The organism is Streptomyces glaucus (genome assembly GCF_039533365.1).
Classification (GTDB): domain Bacteria; phylum Actinomycetota; class Actinomycetes; order Streptomycetales; family Streptomycetaceae; genus Streptomyces; species Streptomyces glaucus.
Map to the genome: position 1 here is coordinate 1 of NZ_BAAATK010000076.1, position 20,329 is coordinate 20,329.

Below are 20,329 nucleotides of genomic sequence, written 5' to 3' on the forward strand. Positions count from 1 at the left end.
CGGCCTCGGCCTGCACCCGCGCCCGCCGCCGCGCCGCCGTCGGCGTCGCCGCCTGCGCGGGGACCGTCCGACCGGCGCGGCCTTCGGCTGGTACGCCCACCGGGAGACGCACGCGGTGCCGGAGCCCGCCGCGTGCACCGGGCCGCGCCCGGGCGCCCCGGCCGGCCAGGTCGCGCGGGCGCTGCCGGACCGGGCCGTCGCCGGCCCGCCCACGCAACGCGCGCCCGCGCCTCCCGAGGGCGCCGACCGCCGCTCCTACCGCGCCGGCGGCGAACTCCTCGTCTCCGTCGGCCACTTCAGGCTCTGCTTCGACCGGGGGCGGCTCGTCGCCAAGGGCGCGATCCCGCGCGTCGGTCCCACCGGCGAAGGACACGAGGAACACGAGGAGTTCGCATTAGTGATCGCAGTCCTGCCGGCCCGCGCGCTCGGCGGCGGCGCCGCCGGGTTCCTGCTCGAGTCCGGCGACCCGTACGGAATCGTCGCGAACGCGCAGGCGCCGCGGTGCCGTTCGCCGCCACCAGGCGGTGGCGGCGAACGGCGCGACGAGGACCGGCGACACGGCCTCCGTGCCGGTTGCGGCGGTGCGCCGCGCCCATGCCGGAGCGTCATGGGCGAGGTCCGTGACGGCGCGGTGGAGCGCGGTGTCGCCGAAGTTCGTTGTCACGGGCCGTAGTCGGCGGGCCGTCACCGTCACATGCTGCGATCGTCATGCGCCGCACCTCACGAAAGTCCGGGGTGCGCGGCCGGTTTCCGGGATGATGATCCGGAAAAGTTGTGGCTCCTGACGGCGGGTGGGACAGGCGAACGCGCCGATCTCTCGTACAGTTTGCGCCGTGGGATCTCTGCGCAATCCGGTCGGGCCGCTTCCCTCCTCCATCTACTGGCGACGGAGGGCCGTACTGCTGTCTGTGATCGCTCTGTTGGCGCTGCTGATCACGTGGATCGTGACCTCGGGCGGCGGGGGCGGCGGAGACCACGACAACGGTGCCAACGGCAAGAATCCCGCGCCCTCGATCACCCCCGGACCGTCGGGTTCGGGGCCGGCGATCAGCCAGGCGCCGGGCGGCCGGGACGAGTCCGGCTCGGGGGGCTCCGGCGGGTCCGGCTCGGGCTCCGGCGGGTCCGGCGACGGGTCGGGTTCCGGATCCGGTGACGGGTCGGACGGCGACGGGTCCGGGGCGGGCTCCGGGGCCGGGGACTCCGGTGCCGCGGACGGCTCGGGCGGCGGCTCGGGCGGTGCCGGCGGCAGCGCCGGCGGGGACGTCGAGGGCGGCGGCACGGGCGGCGTCGGCGCGGGCGACGCGCTGCCGGCCGGTTCCTCGCTGCCCGACTGCACCGCGAACGCGGTCAAGTTGAGCCTGCGCAGCGTCCGCAACACCTACGAGCCCGGGCGGACGCCGGCCTTCGAACTGACCGCGCGGAACGTCTCCGGCGGCGACTGCAAGGTCGATCTCGGCCCGAAGAACACGGTGGTGACGATCACTCAGGCCGGCAGCGACGACGAGTTCTGGTCGTCGGCCGACTGCCCCAAGGGCTCCGGGAGCCTGCTGTTCCGGGTGCCGGCGGACAGCGGCATCACGTACACCGTGAAGTGGGACCGCAAGCCGAGCGCCCCGCGGTGCGCGACGCCCGCGGCGGGATCGGCCCGCGCGGGGACGTACCTGGTGGAGGCGAAGGCTCCGGGATTCGCGAAGGTGCAGACGTCGTTCGTGCTGGAGAAGGACTAGCCCGCCGGGCGAGGAGGCCGGGACCGCGGCGCGTCCGGACCTGCCGCCGGGCCCGGGCGTCGCCTTCCCGTCGTCCGTCCGGAGCGCGGGCCGCGCGGCGTGTCGGGTGCGTGCTCCCGGCGTGCCGGGCTCCGAGCCTCGTACGGGACGTCCTCGGGCCGGTCCCGGTGCGGCGGGCGCGCGGGCACGGCGTCGCGGGGCGGCGACGGCAGGGGCTAGACGTACCGCTCCAGGATCGAGCTCTCCGCCAGCCTCGACAGCCCCTCCCGTACGCTCCGCGCACGCGCCTCGCCGACGCCGTCCACCGTCTGGAGGTCGTCCACGCTGGCGGCGAGGAGCTTCTGCAGGCCGCCGAAGTGCTCCACCAGGCGGTCGATGATCGCGCCCGGCAGCCTCGGCACCTTGGCCAGGAGGCGGAAACCGCGCGGCGAGACCGCCGAGTCGAGGGTCTCGGGGGAGCCGGTGTAACCCAAGGCGCGGGCGACCGTCGACAGTTCGAGCAGCTCGGCGTGGGAGAGCTTGTCCAGCTCGGCGAGGGCCTCCTCGACCGTGCGGGAGCGCTTGGCGGTCGGCTCGGGCACGTAGTCCCGGACCACCAGTTCGCGCTCGGGCTCCACACCGGCGATCAACTCGTCCAGCTGGAGGGCGAGGAGCCGGCCGTCCGTGCCCAGCTCCACCACGTACTCGGCGATCTCGGTGGCGATGCGGCGCACCATCTCCAGGCGCTGGGCGACCGCCGAGACGTCGCGGACCGTCACCAGGTCCTCGATCTCCAGCGCCGACAGCGTGCCCGCGACCTCGTCGAGACGGAGCTTGTAGCGCTCCAGGGTCGCCAGGGCCTGGTTGGCGCGGGACAGGATCGCCGCCGAGTCCTCCAGCACCCGGCGCTGACCGTCCACGTACAGCGCGATCAGCCGCATCGACTGGGAGACCGAGACGACCGGGAAGCCGACCTGCTTGCTGACCCGGTCCGCCGTGCGGTGCCGGGTGCCGGTCTCCTCCGTGGGGATCGTCGCGTCGGGCACGAACTGCACGCCCGCCCGCAGGATCTTCGACAGGTCCGAGGAGAGCACGATGCCGCCGTCGAGCTTGCACAGCTCGCGCAGCCGGGTCGCGGTGAACTCGACGTCCAGCACGAAACCGCCGGTGCACATCGCCTCGACGGTCTTGTCGGAGCCGAGCACGATCAGACCGCCGGTGTTGCCGCGGAGCACGCGCTCCAGGCCGTCACGCAGGGGCGTGCCGGGTGCCACGGCGCTCAGCGAGGCGCGCATCAGGCCATCGGAACCGGCACTCCCACCGGACTTTCCGGGAGCTGCTGCCCGGTCGTTGGCTGCCACTGCACTCCTCCGGTCGCAGGTTCTGGGGCGCTCCCGTTTCGCACACTCGGTCGTACGGACGGGCGAGACCAGGGCAAAGTCTACCGGCGGTCCTCGTCCTCCCGTGGGGCCTCTCGGCGACGGGAGCGCGGAAGGACCCGGAGCGCGTCCCCTATGTCCGCGACTTCCAGGACCTTCATGCCCGGCGGGATCTTGCCCGGATCGCCCGGTACCAGGGCGTGCGTGAAACCGAGGCGGTGCGCCTCCGCGAGCCGGCGCTGCACGCCCGTGACCCGCCTCACCTCGCCCGCGAGGCCGACCTCGCCGATGGCGACGAGGTTCTTGGGCAGCGGGGTGTCGCTGGCCGCGCTCGCCAGCGCGAGGGCGACGGCGAGGTCGGCGGCGGGCTCGGACAGCTTCACCCCGCCGACCGTGGCGGAGTAGATGTCCCGCTTGCCCAGGGCGCTGATCCGGCCGCGCTGCTCCAGGACGGCCAGCATCATCGAGACGCGGGAGGTCTCCAGGCCGGAGGTGGTGCGGCGCGGGGAGGGGATCTGCGAGTCGACCGTGAGGGCCTGCACCTCGGCGACCAGCGGGCGGCGGCCCTCCAGGGTGACGGTCAGGCAGGTGCCGGGGACCGGCTCGGCGCGGCGGGTCAGGAAGAGCCCGCTCGGGTCGGCGAGGCCGGTGATGCCCTCGTCGTGCAGTTCGAAGCAGCCGACCTCGTCGGTGGCGCCGTAGCGGTTCTTGACGCCGCGTACGAGCCTGAGGCGCGCGTGCCGGTCGCCCTCGAAGTGCAGGACCACGTCCACGAGGTGCTCCAGCAGGCGGGGGCCGGCGATCGCGCCGTCCTTGGTGACGTGTCCCACGAGGAGGGTGGACATGCCGCGCTCCTTGGAGGCCCGGATCAGCGCGCCCGCCACCTCCCGCACCTGCGCCATGCCGCCGGGCGCGCCGTCGATCTCCGGGGACGCCACCGTCTGCACGGAGTCGAGGACGAGCAGCGACGGCTTCACCGCGTCCAGGTGGCCGAGCACCGCCGACAGGTCCGTCTCGGCGGCGAGGTACAGGTGGTCGTCGAGGGCGTTGATGCGGTCGGCGCGCAGCCGGACCTGGCTCGCGGACTCCTCACCGGTGATGTACAGCGTGGGGTGTTCCGCGCCGGCCGACTTGGCGGCCACGTCGAGCAGCAGCGTGGACTTGCCCACGCCGGGCTCGCCCGCGACGAGGACGACCGCGCCGGGCACCAGCCCGCCGCCGAGCACCCGGTCCAGCTCGGGCACGCCGGTGGAGCGCGCGGTCGCCTGGCGGCCGTCGACCTGGGCGATGGGCACGGCGGAGGTGGTGACGCGCCCCGGCGCCGTGGTACGGACCGCGGGCGCGCCGTACTCCTCGATCGTGCCCCACGCCTGGCATTCGGGGCAGCGGCCGAGCCACTTGGCCGTCTGCCAGCCGCACTCCGTGCAGCGGTAGGAGGGCCGGTCCTTGGCGGTCTTCGTACGGGCAGCCATGCACGAACCGTAACCGGAGGCACTGACAACCGGGACGCGGGCGCCGGGGCCGCGGAGCGGCTCCCCGCTTCCCACCACCCCGGAACGAATCATTCCTGTCCTCTTATGAGGGATCGTTTCACCCGTATGGATTAAAAGTGCCGAGCGGGGGAGAAAGGGACTCCCCCGGCCCCCTACGGTCACCGGGTGATGAGCAGCATTCCGGAGACCTCGACCCGCAGGACCGGCGCACACCGGACGCACCGGGAGGCCCGTGACCGGATGGCGGCGCGCACGCTGGCGCGGCGGCCGCCCGAGCACTACGAGCCGTATCTGGACGGCCTGTTCACCTACTGCCTGTCCGTGCTGTGCGACCACGACGCCGCCGTCGCCGCCCTGGGCGAGGTCCTCGCCCTCGCCGGGCGCCGCGCGCGGCACGTCCCCCAGGCCGCCGGGGACCGCAGGGCCTGGCTGTACGCGCTGGCCCGCTGGGCGTGCCGGCGCGAGCTGGCCGGGGCCGGGCGGAACCGCCGGGCCGGCCACGCGGCGGACCACCGGGACACCGGCCGGCGGCGCGCCGCGCGGACCGCCGTCCCGCCCGCCTCCGGGGAGTCCGGGGAGCCCGGGAAACCCGAGGAGGTCCGGGAGCTGCGCCGCCGCGAGCTGGCCCTGCTGGCCTGGCCGGAGGCCGCCGGCACCACCCCCGAGCAGCGCGAGGCGCTGGAACTCGCGGTGCGCCACCACCTGGCCGTCCACGAGATCGCCGCCGTCCTCGGCCTGGACCCGGCCGCCGCGCGGGAACTGCTCGCCTCCGCCGCCTGCGAGGTCGAGCGCACCCGCGCCGCCCTCGCCGTCGTCGAGGCCGGCGGCTGCCCGAGCGTGACCGCCCTCACCGGCGACGACCGGCTCGTGCTCAGCGCGGCCCTGCGCCGCGAGCTGGTCCGGCACGTCGACGACTGCCCGCGCTGCCGCCGCACCGCCGGGCGCGCGATCCCCGGCCGCTGGCCCGGCACCACCGTCACCCCCGCCGAGCTGCCCGTGCTGCCGGCGCCCCGCGCGGCCGTGCACGCCGCGATGAACCACCACCCGCGCGCCCGGGGCGCGGCCCCCCGCTTCGACCGGCGCGGCTTCCCGATGGACCCCAAGGACCACGCGGCCCGCAGGGACCGGCTGCGCGCGCGTGCCGTCACGACGACCGTCGTCGCCACCGTCGTGGCGGCCCCCGCCCTCGCCCTGTGGGTCGCCCACCGGGGCGCCCCGGCGGGCGAGGAGGACCGCCCGGCCAGCGCGGCCGAGGCCCACGGCCCCGAGGGCGCGGACGGCGAGGAGGCCCGCGGCTACGAGAACGCCGGCGACGCCGGCGCCAGGTCCAGCCGCTTCGGCACGGACCGTACGAGCGGCGTCTCGGTGGAGGTCCTCGGCGCCGCCGGCGCCGGACGCAAGGGCGCCGGGCACCTCACCGTCACGGCCGGCCACCGCGGCGACACCACGCTGATCACCCTGACCGCCGCCGGCTCCGCGCCGGTGCGCTGGTCCGCGTCCACGGCGGCCCCCTGGCTCTACCTGAGCCGGTCGGCGGGGACGCTGCGGCCCGGCGAGTCGTCGACGATCAAGGTGTACGTGGACCAGCTGCGGGAGCCGTCCGGGCGCTGGAGCGCGCGGGTGGCCGTCTCACCGGCCGGCGCCGTCGTCTCCATCGAGGGCTACGGCACCGCGCCCGCCCCCGCCCGCCCGGACCCCGGCAGCCCCGGCCTGCCGCCCCCGCCCGCCCCGCGCCCGGACCCGACGCCCCCGGCGCCCGCCGAACCCACGCCGAGCAGCCCGCCCTCGACACCCGCACCGGACCCCACGCCCACCGGCCCGTCCCCGTCCGCGCCGGCCGACCCGGCCCCGCCGCCGGACGGCAGCGGCGAACCGAGCCCGGCCACGCCCTGAGCCCGGTCGTCGCCTTCCCGCCCGCCCCGCGACGCCGGGCCCGCACGCCCACCGCGCCGGGCCCCGATCCGAGGACGTCCCGTACGGGGCCCGGGGCCCGGCACGCCGGGAGCACGCACCCGCCCGCCGCGCGGTCCGCCCGCCGGGCGGACCACGGGACGTGACGACCGGGCCCGGAACCCGCTCGCGGCGCTCAGTCCGACGGCCCGGCCGGGTCCGCCGGATGCGGCGCCAGCAGCGGCAGCCGTGCGGCCAGCCGCTCCTCGCACAGCTCGACCAGGCGGTCGTAGCCCGCCTTGCCCATCAGCTCCGTCAGCTCCGCCCGGTAGGAGACGTACACCGGCTCGCCCGCGCCGTGCGCCGAGGTCGCCGACGTGCACCACCAGTGCAGGTCGTGGCCGCCCGGCCCCCAGCCGCGGCGGTCGTACTCACCGATCGACACCTGCAGCACGCGGGTGTCGTCAGGCCGGTCGATCCACTCGAAGGTCCGCCGGATCGGCAGCTGCCAGCACACGTCCGGCTTGGTCTCCAGCGGCTCCCGGCCCTCCCGCAGGGCCAGGATGTGCAGCGAGCAGCCCGCGCCGCCGGAGAAGCCGGGCCGGTTCTGGAAGATGCACGAACCCTGGTACGGACGGGTCTGCCGGGAGCCGTCCTCGTCCTCGGACACCCAGCCGTTGCGCAGGCCCTCGTCCTGGTGCTGCCAGATGTCCGGCGTGAGCCGCGCCACGTGCGCGGCGACCCGCTTCTCGTCGTCCTCGTCGGAGAAGTGGGCGCCCAGGGTGCAGCAGCCGTCGTCCGCGCGGCCGGCCTGGATGCCCTGGCAGCCGCTGCCGAAGATGCAGTTCCAGCGAGAGGTCAGCCAGGTCAGGTCGCAGCGGAAGACCTGCTCCTCGTCGGCCGGGTCGGGGAACTCCACCCACGCGCGCGCGAAGTCGAGCCCCTTCTCGTCGTCCGCCGCAGGCGCCGCCGGAACCGGCTGCGGCCGCTGCCGCCGCTCCGGCGCGGGCACCCGCACCGAACCCGCGGCGATTTCGTCCCTCTTGGGCGACTTGGGCTTTTTTTCGTCCTTCGCCTTTTTCGTCTTTGGCACCCGTCCAGGGTAAGTCGCCCCGTCGCCGGCCGGGGACCGCCGCGGGGGCCGGGAGCAGCGCCGCGGGCAGTAGCGTTCCCCCATGAGACTCGGTGTCCTCGACGTGGGTTCGAACACGGTGCATCTGCTGGTGGTGGACGCCCACCCGGGCGCGCGCCCGCTGCCCGCCCACTCGCACAAGGTGGAGCTGCGCCTCGCCCAGCTCCTCGACGAGAACGGGGCGATCGGCCCCGGAGGCGTCGACAAGCTGGTCTCGGTCGTCCACGGGGCGCTGCGGGCCGCCGAGGACAAGGGCGTCGAGGAGCTGCTGCCGTTCGCGACCTCCGCCGTGCGCGAGGCGAGCAACGCCGACGAGGTCCTCACGCGCGTGCACACCGAGACCGGCGTCGAACTCACGGTCCTGTCCGGCGAGGAGGAGGCCCGGCTCACCTTCCTCGCCGCCCGCCGCTGGTTCGGCTGGTCCGCGGGCAGGCTGCTGGTCCTGGACATCGGCGGCGGCTCCCTGGAGATCGCGTACGGCATCGACGAGGAACCCGACGCCGCGGTGTCGCTGCCGCTGGGCGCGGGCCGGCTGACCGCGGGCCGGCTGCCCGGCGACCCGCCCGACCCGGACGCCGTCCGCGCGCTGCGCCGCCATGTGCGCACGGAGATAGCCCGTACGGTCGGCGAGTTCAGCCGCCTCGGCGGCCCCGACCACGTCGTGGCCACCTCCAAGACCTTCAAGCAGCTGGCCCGCATCTGCGGTGCCGCCCGCTCCGCCGACGGCCCCTACGTCCAGCGCGAACTGAAACGGTCCTCCCTGGAGTCCTGGGTGCCGCGGCTGGCCGGCATGACCACCGCCGAGCGCGCCGGGCTGCCGGGCGTCTCGCCGGGCCGGGCCCGGCAGATCCTCGCGGGCGCGCTGGTCGCGGAGGGCGCGATGGACCTGTTCGGCGTGGAGCGGCTGGAGATCTGCCCGTGGGCCCTGCGGGAGGGCGTGATCCTGCGGCGCCTGGACCACCTGGGGTCGGCGTAGGGGCCCGGACGGGCCGCCGCCCCGCCCGTCCCGCGCCAGGACCGCCTCGCGGCGAGGGACACGACCGCTATGGCAAACACCACAACGACGAGCAGGAGCCCGGCCCAATCCCGCACGCACCCCGTAACCTGTCATTCGTGGCAGAACCAGCGGTGCGCATCCCGGATGCGAAGGTCGCCCTGTCGACGGCCTCCGTGTATCCGGAGTCCACGGCGACGGCCTTCGAGATCGCCGCGCGCCTCGGGTACGACGGGGTCGAGGTCATGGTGTGGACCGACCCGGTCAGTCAGGACATCGAGGCGCTGCGCAGACTCAGCGACTACCACGGGATCCCGATCCTGGCGGTGCACGCCCCCTGTCTGCTCATCACGCAGCGCGTGTGGTCCACCGACCCGTGGGTCAAGCTCCAGCGCGCCCGCGCGGCCGCCGAGAAGCTCGGCGCCAGTACGGTCGTCGTCCACCCGCCCTTCCGCTGGCAGCGGCAGTACGCCCGCGACTTCGTCACCGGAATCTGGCGGATGGCGAACGAGACGGATGTGCGGTTCGCCGTCGAGAACATGTACCCGTGGCGGTACCGCGACCGCGAGATGCTCGCGTACGCCCCCGACTGGGACGTGACGAAGGACGACTACCGCCACTTCACGATCGACCTCAGCCACACCGCCACGGCCCGCACCGACGCCCTCGCGATGATCGACCGCATGGGCGACCGCCTCGGCCACGTGCACCTCGCCGACGGCCGGGGCTCGGCGAAGGACGAGCACCTCGTCCCCGGCCGCGGCACCCAGCCCTGCGCCGAGGCGCTGGAACGCCTCGCCGTGAGCGGCTTCGACGGCCACGTCGTCATCGAGGTCAACACCCGCCGTGCCATGTCCGGCGCCGAACGGGAGGCCGACCTGGCGGAGGCCCTGGCCTTCACCCGCCTGCACCTGGCCTCGGCGGCGAAGGTGCCCCGGCGGTGACAGGCGTGACCGCGCCCGGCCCCGGGAAGGGCGACTCCTCGCCGGCGGGGCGGGCGCGCGGACACGGACGCTCCCCGGTTCCTCCGGCCTCTCCGGCCCCTCCGGTCTCCCCGGCTCCTTCGGCCTCTCCGGTCTCCCCGACCCCCTCGGCCCCTCCGGTCCCCCCAGCCCTTGCGTCCTCTCCGGTTTCCCAGGCCCCCTCGGCGGCCCCGGCCGCCCGGCGCCGGGGCCGCCCCCGCCGTACGGAATCCGCCGGCACCCGCGACCGCATCCTGGCCGCGGCCCGCGAGGAGTTCTCCGCGCGGGGGTACGAGAAGACGTCCGTACGCGGCATCGCCAAGGCGGCCGGCGTGGACCCGGCGCTGGTGCACCACTACTTCGGCACCAAGGAGCAGGTCTTCGAAGCGGCCGTCGAGGTGGCCCTCGCCCCCGCGCTGCGGGCCCGGGACGCGATCCTCGACGGCCCGCCGGAGGACGTCGGCGAGCGGCTGACCCGCATGATCCTCGGCCTCTGGGAGAACCCGGTGACCCGGGCGCCGCTGCTGGCCATCGTCCGGTCGGCCGTGGACAACGAGACCGCGGCCGCCGTCTTCCGCCACCTGATCGCCACCCAGCTGCTGCGCCGCATCGCCGGCCGGCTCGGTCTGCCGGACGCGGAGCTGCGCGCCGAGCTGGCGGCCGCGCAACTGGTGGGGATCGTGATGATCCGGTACGTGATCAAGGTGGAGCCCCTGGCGTCGGCGGACCCGGAGCAGATCATCACGCGGGTGGCGCCGGTGGTGCAGCGGCATCTCACCGGCCCGGACCCCGCCGCCGGCCGGCTCTGACCGCGGGAACCGCCGACCTCCGGCGCCGGGAACCACCCGCCCCCGGTCCCGGCCCCGTCCCCGGCCCCGACGCCACGACCGAGCCGCACATCCCGCATTTCGGACACACGGTCCGCCCACTGGATGACCGGCGTACGCTCGATGACAGTCAGAACTCTGCCCGGACTCCCCGGCAGATCCCCCCGAAGGAGCGAGCGACGATGCCCGAGCTGAGGTCCCGCACAGTCACCCACGGCCGCAACATGGCGGGCGCCCGCGCCCTGATGCGCGCCTCCGGGGTACCTGGCGCGGACATCGGCCGCAAGCCCATCATCGCGGTCGCCAACAGCTTCACGGAGTTCGTGCCGGGCCACACCCACCTCGCGCCGGTCGGCCGGATCGTCAGCGAGGCGGTGAAGGCGGCCGGCGGCATCCCGCGCGAGTTCAACACGATCGCCGTCGACGACGGCATCGCGATGGGCCACGGCGGCATGCTCTACTCCCTGCCCTCCCGCGACCTGATCGCGGACAGCGTGGAGTACATGGTCGAGGCGCACCGCGCGGACGCCCTGATCTGCATCTCCAACTGCGACAAGATCACCCCGGGCATGCTCAACGCGGCCCTGCGCCTGAACATCCCCACCGTCTTCGTCTCCGGCGGCCCGATGGAGGCCGGCCGGGCCACCCTCGTCGACGGCACGGTCCGCACCCTGGACCTGATCGACGCGATGGTGGAGGCCGCCAACGACAAGGTCTCCGACGCGGACGTGCTGCGCATCGAGGAGAACGCCTGCCCGACCTGCGGCTCCTGCTCCGGCATGTTCACCGCCAACTCGATGAACTGCCTCACCGAGGCGATCGGCCTGTCCCTGCCCGGCAACGGCTCGGTCCTGGCCACGCACACGGCCCGCAGGGCGCTCTACGAGAACGCGGCCCGCACGGTGATGGACCTCACCCGCCGCTACTACGAGCAGGACGACGACTCGGTCCTGCCCCGCTCCATCGCCACTTTCCAGGCCTTCGAGAACGCGATGGCCCTCGACATCGCGATGGGCGGCTCCACCAACACGATCCTGCACCTGCTGGCCGCCGCCCAGGAGGCGGGCGTCCCCTTCGGCCTGACCGAGATCGACGCCCTCTCCCGCCGCGTGCCCTGCCTGGCGAAGGTCGCCCCGAACGTCGCCAAGACCCGTACGTACTACATGGAGGACGTGCACCGCGCCGGCGGCATCCCCGCCCTCCTCGGCGAACTGCACCGCGCGGGCCTGCTCAACGAGGACGTCCACGCGGTGCACAGCCCGTCCCTGGCGGACTGGCTGAAGACCTGGGACATCCGCGGCGGCTCCCCGTCCCCGGAGGCGGTGGAGCTGTGGCACGCGGCCCCCGGCTGCGTCCGCTCGGCCGAGGCCTTCTCCCAGTCCGAGCGCTGGGAGTCCCTGGACGAGGACGCCGAGAACGGCTGCATCCGCTCCGCCGAGCACGCCTACTCCGAGGACGGCGGCCTGGCGGTCCTGCGCGGCAACCTCGCGGTCGACGGCTGCGTGGTCAAGACGGCCGGCGTCGACGAGTCGATCTGGACCTTCGAGGGCCCGGCGGTCGTCTGCGAGTCGCAGGAGGAGGCCGTCGAGAAGATCCTGACCAAGCAGGTCAAGGAGGGCGACGTGGTCGTCATCCGCTACGAGGGCCCCAAGGGCGGCCCCGGCATGCAGGAGATGCTCTACCCGACCTCGTACCTGAAGAGCCGCGGCCTGGGCAAGGCCTGCGCCCTGGTCACCGACGGCCGCTTCTCCGGCGGCACCTCCGGCCTGTCCATCGGCCACGCCTCCCCGGAGGCCGCCTCGGGCGGCACGATCGCCCTCGTCGAGGACGGCGACCGCATCCGCATCGACATCCCGAACCGCTCGATCGAGCTCCTCGTCGACGACGCGGAGCTGGCCCGCCGCGAACAGGCCCTGAACGGCGTGTACGCCCCGAAGAACCGCGACCGGAAGGTCTCGGCGGCCCTGCGCGCCTACGCGGCGATGGCGACCAGCGCCGACAAGGGCGCGGTGCGGGACGTGACGAAGCTCGGCTGACCCCCGGGTCCCGCGGGGCCGCCTCCCTCTCCACGGGGGGCGGCCCCGTCGCGCACGGCCGCCGGGAGGACCCCGTGGCGCGGGGCCTACCAGGAGGAGGGGTCCCGGGCGTCCAGGGCGAAGACGGTGCCGTCGGGGGCGGCGGCGTAGACGCGGCCGTCGGCGAGGACGGGTTCGGGCACGGCGCCCGCGACCTGCCCGGAGGCGGAGCCGAGCCGGGACGGGGTCTGGCCGCGGAGCGCTCCGCTGCGCGCGTCCACGGCGAGGAGACGGCCGTCGGGGGCGGTGACGTACACGTGGCTGTCGTCGGCGGCCGGCGCCGATCCCCGCGGCACCGACGTCTCCAGCTGCCACAGCCGCTTGCGCGCCCCCAGGTCGACGGCCTCCAGCGCGCCCCCGGAGGCCAGGAGGTGGACGACGTCGCCGTGCACGGTGGCCTGGACGTCCTGGCGGGGGACGGGCAGCGTCACCCGGTCCGTCGTCCGTGACCGGGGGGTGTAGCGGACGACGCCGGTCGTGTCACCGGTGACCCGGTCGGTGGCCAGCAGGACGACGGAGCCGCCGTGGGCGCCGACGGGCTCCAGCGCTCCGCTCAGCGTCGCGTCCCACCGCACGTCGCCCGTGCGCGGGTCGACCGCGGTGACCCGCGTCGTGCCGTCGTCGGACACGCTCGTCGCGTAGGCCAGCGGATCCCCGGCGAACGAGGCGAAGACGGGGCCGGCGTGCCCCGGTATCCGCCGGCTCCACTCGGTCCTCCCCGACGCGCCGTCCACCCCGGTGACCGTCCCGTCCGTCTCCGTGCGCAGCAGCATGTCACCGGCGTGCCCGAGCGACCCGTACGCGGAGAAGTCGCGCTGCCACACCTTCTCGCCCGACGCGGGATCGAGCCCTTCCTGCCGCGGGCCCCCGTCCGGGTAGGGCTGCACGAGCCCTCCCGCGACGGCCGGCGCGTCGCTGACGTTCTCCGTGGCGACCGGGCGCCGCCACAGCAGCGTGCCGTCGGACGGGTCGAGCGCGAAGACCACGCCCGGCTGCGCACAGACCAACCGGCCGGCGCCGTACGCGCATTGCGGCATGCCCCCGCTGCCGGACAGCGGCTCCGCCGCCCACCCGGCGAACGCGGCCCGCCCGGCCCGTGCGGACGTCCCCTTCGGCGCGGGGTCGTCGCCACCGCTCGGCCGGAGGGAGACCAGGGCGCCGCCCGCGACGAGACCGAGCGCCACGGCCACCAGAACCGCGCGTCCGCCCCGGCGCCGGCCGGACGGCCACCGGCCGGGCCGGTGCCCGCGGGCCGGCGCCCCGGACACCGCGACACCGGACTCGGGGCCGGATGCGGGGCCGGGGCCGGACTCGCGAGCGGGCTCGGCCCCGGAGCCGGGGCCGGGGCCGGACGGATCAGCCGTCCGCTGCGCCGGTATGAACGCCTGCGTGTCGTACGACGCCGCCACCGACCGCAACTCCCGCATCAACTCGTCGGGCGTGGGCCGCTCCTCGGGCTCCTTGGCGAGACACCGCGAGACGATCGGCGCGAGTTCCTCCGGCACGCCGGTCAGGTCCGGTTCGTCGTGCACGACCTGGTAGGCGACGACGTACGGACTGTCCGAGTCGAACGGCCCGCGCCCGGTCGCCGCGTGCACCAGCACGGACCCGAGCGCGAAGACGTCGGCGGCGGGCCCCACCTCGCGCGGGCGCCGGAACTGCTCGGGCGCCATGAACGGCGGCGTACCGATCAACTTCCCCGTCTCGGTGCGCAGTTCGCTGTCCTTGGGCCGGGAGATCCCGAAGTCGATGACCTTGGGCCCGTCCTCGGCGAGCAGGACGTTGCTGGGCTTCAGGTCCCGGTGCACCACTCCGACCCGGTGGATGTCACGCAGCGCCTCCGCGAGCCCGGCCATCAGCCGGCGCACCTGGGAAGGGGCCATGGGCCCGTTCCGCTTCACGTACTCCGCCAGCGTCGGGCCCGGAATGAACAGCGTCGCCATCCACGGCCGTCCGGCCTCCGGATCGGCGTCCACCACGGGCGCGGTGAACGCCCCGCTCACCCTGCGCGCCGCGGCCACCTCCTGCCGGAAACGCCCCCTGAACTCGGGATCCCTGGCGAACTCGGCATGGACGACCTTCACCGCGAGCTTCAGCCCCGAGGTGCTGCGGGCCAGGTGCACCACCCCCATGCCGCCCGACCCCAGACAGGACTCCAGACGGTAGTGACCGGCGTATTGGGGAAGTTCCGCTTCCGTATTCGGTCCGGCATTCTGCGGTGCCGCCATGGGACCACCCCCGTGCTGTTCGTCCGCGTGCGACGCACGGAGCCTAGTCGATGACTCCGGTGGGGCGGAGGAGGCTTGCTAGCCTGCGTGTGCGATGTGCGCACGTGTGTTTCGCCGTGCGACCTGGGGGTATCAACGGGGCCCCACGACAGTCGTGGGATCCGACGGGGGAGGACCATATGTCTGTTGGCAGTGTCGAAGAGGCCGAGGGCGGCAAGGAGGAGACCGTCCTGACGGCGGCCGCGGCGGCCGTTCGCTACTACTCGGTCGCCCCGGGCGTGCGCCTCAACGTCCGCAGCGGTCCCGGCACCGGCTACTCCATCGTGCGCGTCCTGCCCGAGGGGGCCCGCGTCCCGATCTACTGCCAGAAGCCGGGCACGACGGTGACCGGCCCGTACGGCACGAGCAACATCTGGGACAACATCAGCAACGGCGAGTACGTCTCGGACGCCTACGTGCAGACCGGCAGCGACGGCTACGTCGCCTCCCGCTGCGCCTGACCCCGATCGGGGGGCGCCTGACACTCCTTCGGAGGGGGCACGCGGCATTCCTCCGGAGGGGGCACGCGGCATTCCTCCGGAGGGGGCACGCGGCATCCCTCCGGAGGGCACCTGTGACGGACACCCACCGGACGCCGGCCCGCCCCGCTCGCGGCCGGCGCCGGGGCGTTCCCGTGCCACCGGGCCCGGCCCAGCCCAGGCGGGGACCCCGCGCCCCCACTCGATCGCGTCCGGCGCCGCCCGAACGCGCGCAGCGCTCCCGGCACCGGCTGTGCCGTCGCGCGCACGCCGCCCGAAGGCGCCAGGGCGGCGATCCCCTGCCGGCGGCCGGGCCCGCACGGCACGCCAAGCATCCGGGACGACACCGGCACCGGCACCGGGGAGCACGTCCCGGACACGTACCCGAACACCGGCGGCGACGGCCGCACCCACCCGCGCCGCCGCGCACCCCTGACGAGTGCGCGGCGGCGCCGGAGCCATAATCGATCCGTGAGCGACGACAACGGCACCCCGGACACCCCCGCGGGCCCCCAGGGCAGTCCGGACCCGGCGTCCCTCACCGGTCCCCGCCCGGAACCCCTCCGCTTCTTCGGCACCACCTGGCTGCACCACGACAACGGCTACGCCGCCCGCCGCGTCGGCGTGGCCGCCGGCTCGCTCGCCGCGGCCGCCGCCTCCTGTCTCGTCCTGCGCTTCGCCTACGACGGCCTCCGGATCGCCGACGTCGGCGGCTTCGTCACATTCCTCATGGTCGCCATGTCCGCGATCTGCAGCGCGCTCGCCTTCCGCCACACCTGGGACGGCTTCACCCGCCGCCCCGACCCCGAACGCCAGGCCTCCCTGCGCCCCCTGCTGACCATCGGCTTCGTCGGCTCCCTCCTCGCCTACTCCGTCCGCTCCCTCATCGAGGCCCCCGGCGAGAAACTGCACCGCGAGGAGTACGAGACGGCCCGCGAGCGGCACGAGAAGCGCCTCACCCGCCGCTCGGGCAACCCGTCGAGGAAGCGCCGCCGCTCCTGATCCGGCCTTCCCGGGTACGACGTCCGCCGGACCGCCCCTCCCCGGGCACGACCCGCCGCCCCCGCGGTCCACGCCGAGAACCTCACCGTCGTCCGCGGTTCCCGCACCGTCCTGCGCGACCTCGGCTTCACCGTCCCCCGGGGCCGGATCACCGGCCTCCTCGGTCCCTCCGGCTGCGGCAAGTCGACCCTCATGCGCGCGATCGTCGGCACCCAGGCCAAGGTCACCGGCACCCTGCACGTCCTCGGCCGCCCCGCCGGCCACCCCGCCCTGCGCACCCGCCTCGGCTACGTCACCCAGGCCCCCTCCGTCTACGACGACCTCACCGTCCGCCAGAACCTCGACTACTTCGCGGCGATCCTCGACCCCGGCCGTGCCTTCGCAGTCCGTTGCCACGAGAGCGTCACCCGCGCCCTGGCCGACGTCGACCTCACCCCGCACGCCGGCGCCTTGGCCGGTGCCCTCTCCGGCGGCCAGCGCAGCCGCGTCTCCCTCGCGGTGGCCCTCCTGGGCACCCCCGACCTGCTGGTCCTCGACGAACCCACCGTCGGCCTGGACCCGGTCCTCCGCCGCGACCTGTGGGACCTCTTCCACTCCCTGGCCGCCGACCGCGGCGCCACCCTCCTCGTCTCCTCCCACGTCATGGACGAGGCCGAACGCTGCCACCACCTCCTGCTCCTGCGCGACGGCGAACTCCTCGCCGACGGCACCCCCGACGCCCTGCGCGCCCGCACCGGCTCCGAGACGGTCGAAGCCGCCTTCCTGCGCCTGGTCGACGAAGCGACCGGGGCGAGCCGCACGAAGGACACCACGCGATGAACCCCACCAGCGCCACCCCGCCCCGTGCGCCCGCCGGCCCCGCCGCCACGAGCGCCCTGAACCTCTCCCGCACCACGGCCACCGCGACCCGGGTCCTGCACCAGCTCGGCCACGATCCGCGCACCATCGCGCTGATGCTCCTGATCCCCTGCCTGATGCTGCTCCTGCTGCGCTACGTCTTCGACGGCAGTCCGCGCACCTTCGACAGCACCGGCGCCTCCCTGCTGGGCATCTTCCCGCTGATCACGATGTTCCTGGTCACGTCGATCGCCACCCTGCGCGAACGCACCTCGGGCACCCTCGAACGCCTCCTCGCGATGCCCCTCGGCAAGGGCGACCTCATCGCGGGCTACGCCCTGGCCTTCGGCGCCCTCGCGATCGTCCAGTCGGCCCTGGCCACCGGCCTGGCGGTCCGGGTCCTGGGCCTGGACGTGACCGGCAGCCCCTGGCTGCTCCTCCTGGTGGCCCTGCTCGACGCCCTCCTCGGCACGGCCCTCGGCCTCTTCGTCTCGGCCTTCGCCGCCTCGGAGTTCCAGGCGGTCCAGTTCATGCCGGCGGTGATCTTCCCGCAGCTCCTCCTCTGCGGCCTGTTCACCCCCCGCGACCGGATGCACCCCGTCCTGGAGGCGGTCTCCGACGTCCTCCCCATGTCCTACGCGGTCGACGGCATGAACGAGGTCCTCCGGCACACGGACACGACCGCCGCCTTCGTCCGGGACGTACTGGTCGTGGCGGGCTGCGCCCTGCTGGTCCTGGGCCTGGGCGCGGCGACCCTCCGCCGCAGAACGCCGTGACCGCCCCCGCCGGGCAGCCGGCGTCCCGCCCACCGGACACCCCGCCCCCGGCCGCGCCCCCGGTGCGAGGATGAAGCCGGACGACGCAACCCCCGGAGGCACCCCCGCCATGACCCAGAAAGTCGCAGTCCTCGGCACCGGCAAGATCGGCGAAGCCCTGCTCAGCGGAATGATCCGGGCCGGCTGGGCCCCGGCCGACCTCCTGGTCACCGCCCGCCGCCGGGAACGGGCCGAGGAACTCCGCACCCGCCACGGAGTCACCCCGGTCACCAACCCGGAAGCCGCCAAGACCGCCGACACCCTGATCCTCACGGTCAAACCGCAGGACATGGGCACCCTCCTGGACGAGCTGGCCCCCCACGTCCCCGCCGACCGCCTGGTCATCAGCGGAGCCGCCGGCATCACCACCTCCTTCATCGAGGAGCGGCTCACCGCCGGCACCCCGGTGGTCCGCGTCATGACGAACACCCCCGCCCTGGTCGACGAGGCCATGTCCGTCATCTCCGCCGGCCGCCACGCCACCGCCGACCACCTCACCCACGCCGAGGAGATCTTCGGCGCCGTCGGCAAGACCCTCCGCGTGCCCGAGTCCCAGCAGGACGCCTGCACCGCCCTCTCCGGCTCCGGCCCGGCCTACTTCTTCTACCTGGTCGAAGCCATGACCGACGCCGGCATCCTCCTGGGCCTCCCCCGCGACAAGGCCCACGACCTGATCGTCCAGTCCGCGATCGGCGCGGCGACCATGCTCCGCGACAGCGGCGAACACCCGGTCAAGCTCCGCGAGAACGTCACCTCCCCCGCGGGCACGACCATCAACGCCATCCGCGAACTGGAGAACCACGGCGTACGGGCCGCCCTCATCGCCGCCCTCGAAGCCGCCCGTGACCGCAGCCGCGAACTGGCCTCCGGCAACACCAACTGACCGGTGTGCCGCCTCCCCCCCGCACGGAGGAGGACGGCACACCGCGCCCAGCGGGCCGCCCGCGCCGCGACGCGGAGGTCAGCGCGACGCGGACATCAGGGACGAGCGCCGGAGGCCGCCGGCAACAGCCCGATCGCGCGATAGGCGGCATCCACGGTCGGCCGGGCCGTCGCCCGAGCCCTGCGCGCCCCGTCCCGCAGCACCTCCTCCACATGGCCGGGATCCGCGCACAGCTCCTTGTGCCGCTGCTGCACGGGCCGCAGCACCTCGACGACGGCTTCCGCGGTGTCCTCCTTCAGGGCGCCGTACGACGTGTACGCCCCGCTCAGCTCCGCCGGCTCCCCACCGGTGCAGGCCGCCAGGATCTCCAGCAGGTTCGCCACCCCCGGCCGCGCCTCCCGGTCGTACACGACCTCCCGCCCGCTGTCGGTGACGGCCCTCATGATCTTCTTCCGCACGACGTCCGGCTCGTCGAGCAGATAGACGATCCCCGGCCCGACGTCGTCGCTCTTGCCCATCTTCGACGTCGGATCCTGCAGGTTCATCACCCGTGCCGCCACCGCCGGGCGCGTCGCCCTGGGCACCACGAACGTGTACCCGTACCGCTGGTTGAACCGCACGGCCAGATCCCGGGCCAGCTCCACGTGCTGCACCTGGTCGTCCCCCACCGGCACCTCGTCGGTCCCGTACGCCAGGATGTCCGCCGCCATCAGCACGGGATACGTCAGCAGCGACAGCCGCACACTCCCGCCCCGCCCCCGCTCCCGCACGGCCTTCTCCTTGTACTGGATCATCCGCCGCATCTCCCCGTCGGTCGCCACGCACTCCAGCAGGTACGACAGCCGCGCGTGCTCGTCCACCTGGCTCTGCACGAACACGGTGCACAACGCCGGATCCAGTCCCGCCGCCAGCAACAGCGACGCCGCCTGCCGGCTCAGCCTGCGCACCCGCGCCGGATCGTGCTCCACGGTCAGCGCGTGCAGATCGACGATGCAGAACAGCGCGTCGGCCCGGTGCTGATCGACGGCGACCCACCGCCGCATGGCCCCCAGGTAGTTCCCCAGCGTCAGGTGCCCGGTCGGCTTGACCCCACTGAAGACCCGCGTCATCTCTCCACCTCCGGTCCAGGACCGCCGCCTGAGCCGGCCGCCCCTCCTGGAGGGAGATACGAGTACGGCCGCCGAGGCGGCGGCCGTCGAGTGCATACGTGAGTACGGCCGCCGTCAGGCGGCCCACCACTGAAGGGTGCACGTACGCGTCATCACGCGCACCAGGCTACGCCTCCCGGATCCTCCCCGGACCAGAGTTGACACGCCCCCACCCGATCCGTACTGTTCTCCGAGTTGTCCGACGTGAGCACCGACTGCGGTCGGTCCCCGGACAGCCATCCCGCAAGTACCAACCAGCGATCGACGATCTTTCGTCGTGCGCTCGGCGTCTTTTGGCGTGCGTATTTGCGGAATGAGGAATCCGCGTTCGAAAGAACGCAGCCCCCGATTAGCTCGGGAGCCAGGAATCCGCTAAAGTCTCACTCGTCGGAACGGCCCAACGGCCGCGAGGACGAACCCCGCTGACTGGGGATCAGGCC

Annotated in this window: 14 protein-coding genes and 3 pseudogenes; 12 read left to right on the forward strand and 5 right to left on the reverse strand. The window is 74.4% G+C overall.

Annotated features, from left to right (window positions below):
* Both ABD363_RS30550 and ABD363_RS30555 read left to right on the forward strand, forming a co-directional pair.
* Nucleotides 1–673, forward strand: a pseudogene (locus ABD363_RS30550) (hypothetical protein); the annotation flags it as partial.
* 160 nt (nt 674–833) lie between these two features.
* Nucleotides 834–1,727 carry a hypothetical protein gene (locus ABD363_RS30555; RefSeq protein WP_344609451.1) on the forward strand — a complete coding sequence of 298 codons (894 nt, stop codon included), beginning with the start codon at nt 834–836 and terminating at the stop codon, nt 1,725–1,727.
* 215 nt (nt 1,728–1,942) lie between these two features.
* Here the strand turns inward: ABD363_RS30555 and disA are convergent, their stop codons facing one another.
* Complete coding sequence (gene disA / locus ABD363_RS30560; RefSeq protein WP_344609453.1) at nt 1,943–3,067, reverse strand: DNA integrity scanning diadenylate cyclase DisA; 1,125 nt, start codon at nt 3,065–3,067, stop codon at nt 1,943–1,945.
* An 80-nt stretch (nt 3,068–3,147) separates the two neighbouring features.
* Entirely contained in the window at nt 3,148–4,557 is a 1,410-nt protein-coding gene (radA, locus tag ABD363_RS30565) for a DNA repair protein RadA (RefSeq protein WP_344609455.1), read from the reverse strand.
* 189 nt (nt 4,558–4,746) lie between these two features.
* Here radA and ABD363_RS30570 point away from each other — a divergent pair, with 189 nt between their 5' ends.
* Complete coding sequence (locus ABD363_RS30570; RefSeq protein WP_425578042.1) at nt 4,747–6,471, forward strand: BACON domain-containing protein; 1,725 nt, start codon at nt 4,747–4,749, stop codon at nt 6,469–6,471.
* A 193-nt stretch (nt 6,472–6,664) separates the two neighbouring features.
* Here the strand turns inward: ABD363_RS30570 and ABD363_RS30575 are convergent, their stop codons facing one another.
* On the reverse strand, nt 6,665–7,480 hold the full coding sequence (locus ABD363_RS30575; RefSeq protein WP_344609477.1) for a DUF3109 family protein: 816 nt from the start codon (nt 7,478–7,480) through the stop codon (nt 6,665–6,667).
* Between the two features lie 163 nt (nt 7,481–7,643).
* On the opposite strand from ABD363_RS30575, the gene ABD363_RS30580 reads away from it, so the two are divergent.
* From ABD363_RS30580 to ilvD, 4 genes and pseudogenes are all read left to right on the forward strand, one after another.
* Nucleotides 7,644–8,576, forward strand: coding sequence for a Ppx/GppA family phosphatase (locus tag ABD363_RS30580; RefSeq protein WP_344609459.1), 933 nt, complete (start codon nt 7,644–7,646; stop codon nt 8,574–8,576).
* Nucleotides 8,577–8,713: 137 nt separating this feature from the next.
* Nucleotides 8,714–9,538 carry a sugar phosphate isomerase/epimerase family protein gene (locus ABD363_RS30585; RefSeq protein ID WP_344609461.1) on the forward strand — a complete coding sequence of 275 codons (825 nt, stop codon included), beginning with the start codon at nt 8,714–8,716 and terminating at the stop codon, nt 9,536–9,538.
* A gap of 203 nt (nt 9,539–9,741) precedes the next feature.
* Nucleotides 9,742–10,365: pseudogene (locus ABD363_RS30590) on the forward strand (TetR/AcrR family transcriptional regulator); the annotation flags it as partial.
* Between the two features lie 200 nt (nt 10,366–10,565).
* Entirely contained in the window at nt 10,566–12,419 is a 1,854-nt protein-coding gene (gene ilvD / locus ABD363_RS30595) for a dihydroxy-acid dehydratase (protein ID WP_344609463.1), read from the forward strand.
* Between the two features lie 86 nt (nt 12,420–12,505).
* On the opposite strand, the gene ABD363_RS30600 is transcribed toward ilvD, so the two are convergent.
* Nucleotides 12,506–14,686 carry a serine/threonine-protein kinase gene (locus ABD363_RS30600; protein ID WP_344609465.1) on the reverse strand — a complete coding sequence of 727 codons (2,181 nt, stop codon included), beginning with the start codon at nt 14,684–14,686 and terminating at the stop codon, nt 12,506–12,508.
* A 179-nt stretch (nt 14,687–14,865) separates the two neighbouring features.
* Between ABD363_RS30600 and ABD363_RS30605 the strand changes: the two genes are divergently transcribed.
* From ABD363_RS30605 to proC, 5 genes and pseudogenes are all read left to right on the forward strand, one after another.
* The gene (locus ABD363_RS30605; RefSeq protein ID WP_344609467.1) at nt 14,866–15,186 is read left to right on the forward strand and encodes an SH3 domain-containing protein; all 321 of its coding nucleotides are present in this window, start codon (nt 14,866–14,868) and stop codon (nt 15,184–15,186) included.
* A 489-nt stretch (nt 15,187–15,675) separates the two neighbouring features.
* Nucleotides 15,676–16,206, forward strand: a complete 531-nt coding sequence (locus ABD363_RS30610) for an EamA/RhaT family transporter (RefSeq protein WP_344609469.1) — start codon at nt 15,676–15,678, stop codon at nt 16,204–16,206.
* Nucleotides 16,206–17,025, forward strand: a pseudogene (locus ABD363_RS30615) (ABC transporter ATP-binding protein). Before ABD363_RS30610 ends, ABD363_RS30615 begins: the two are co-directional and overlap by 1 nt.
* Nucleotides 17,022–17,819: an ABC transporter permease gene (locus ABD363_RS30620; protein WP_344609471.1), complete on the forward strand. Its 798-nt coding sequence runs from the start codon at nt 17,022–17,024 to the stop codon at nt 17,817–17,819. Before ABD363_RS30615 ends, ABD363_RS30620 begins: the two are co-directional and overlap by 4 nt.
* A gap of 109 nt (nt 17,820–17,928) precedes the next feature.
* Nucleotides 17,929–18,741 carry a pyrroline-5-carboxylate reductase gene (gene proC / locus ABD363_RS30625; protein ID WP_344609473.1) on the forward strand — a complete coding sequence of 271 codons (813 nt, stop codon included), beginning with the start codon at nt 17,929–17,931 and terminating at the stop codon, nt 18,739–18,741.
* 95 nt (nt 18,742–18,836) lie between these two features.
* Here proC and trpS read toward each other — a convergent pair whose 3' ends face one another.
* A complete protein-coding gene (gene trpS / locus ABD363_RS30630) occupies nt 18,837–19,850 on the reverse strand; it encodes a tryptophan--tRNA ligase (protein WP_344609475.1) in 1,014 nt (337 codons plus the stop codon).
* Nucleotides 19,851–20,329 lie beyond the last annotated feature (479 nt).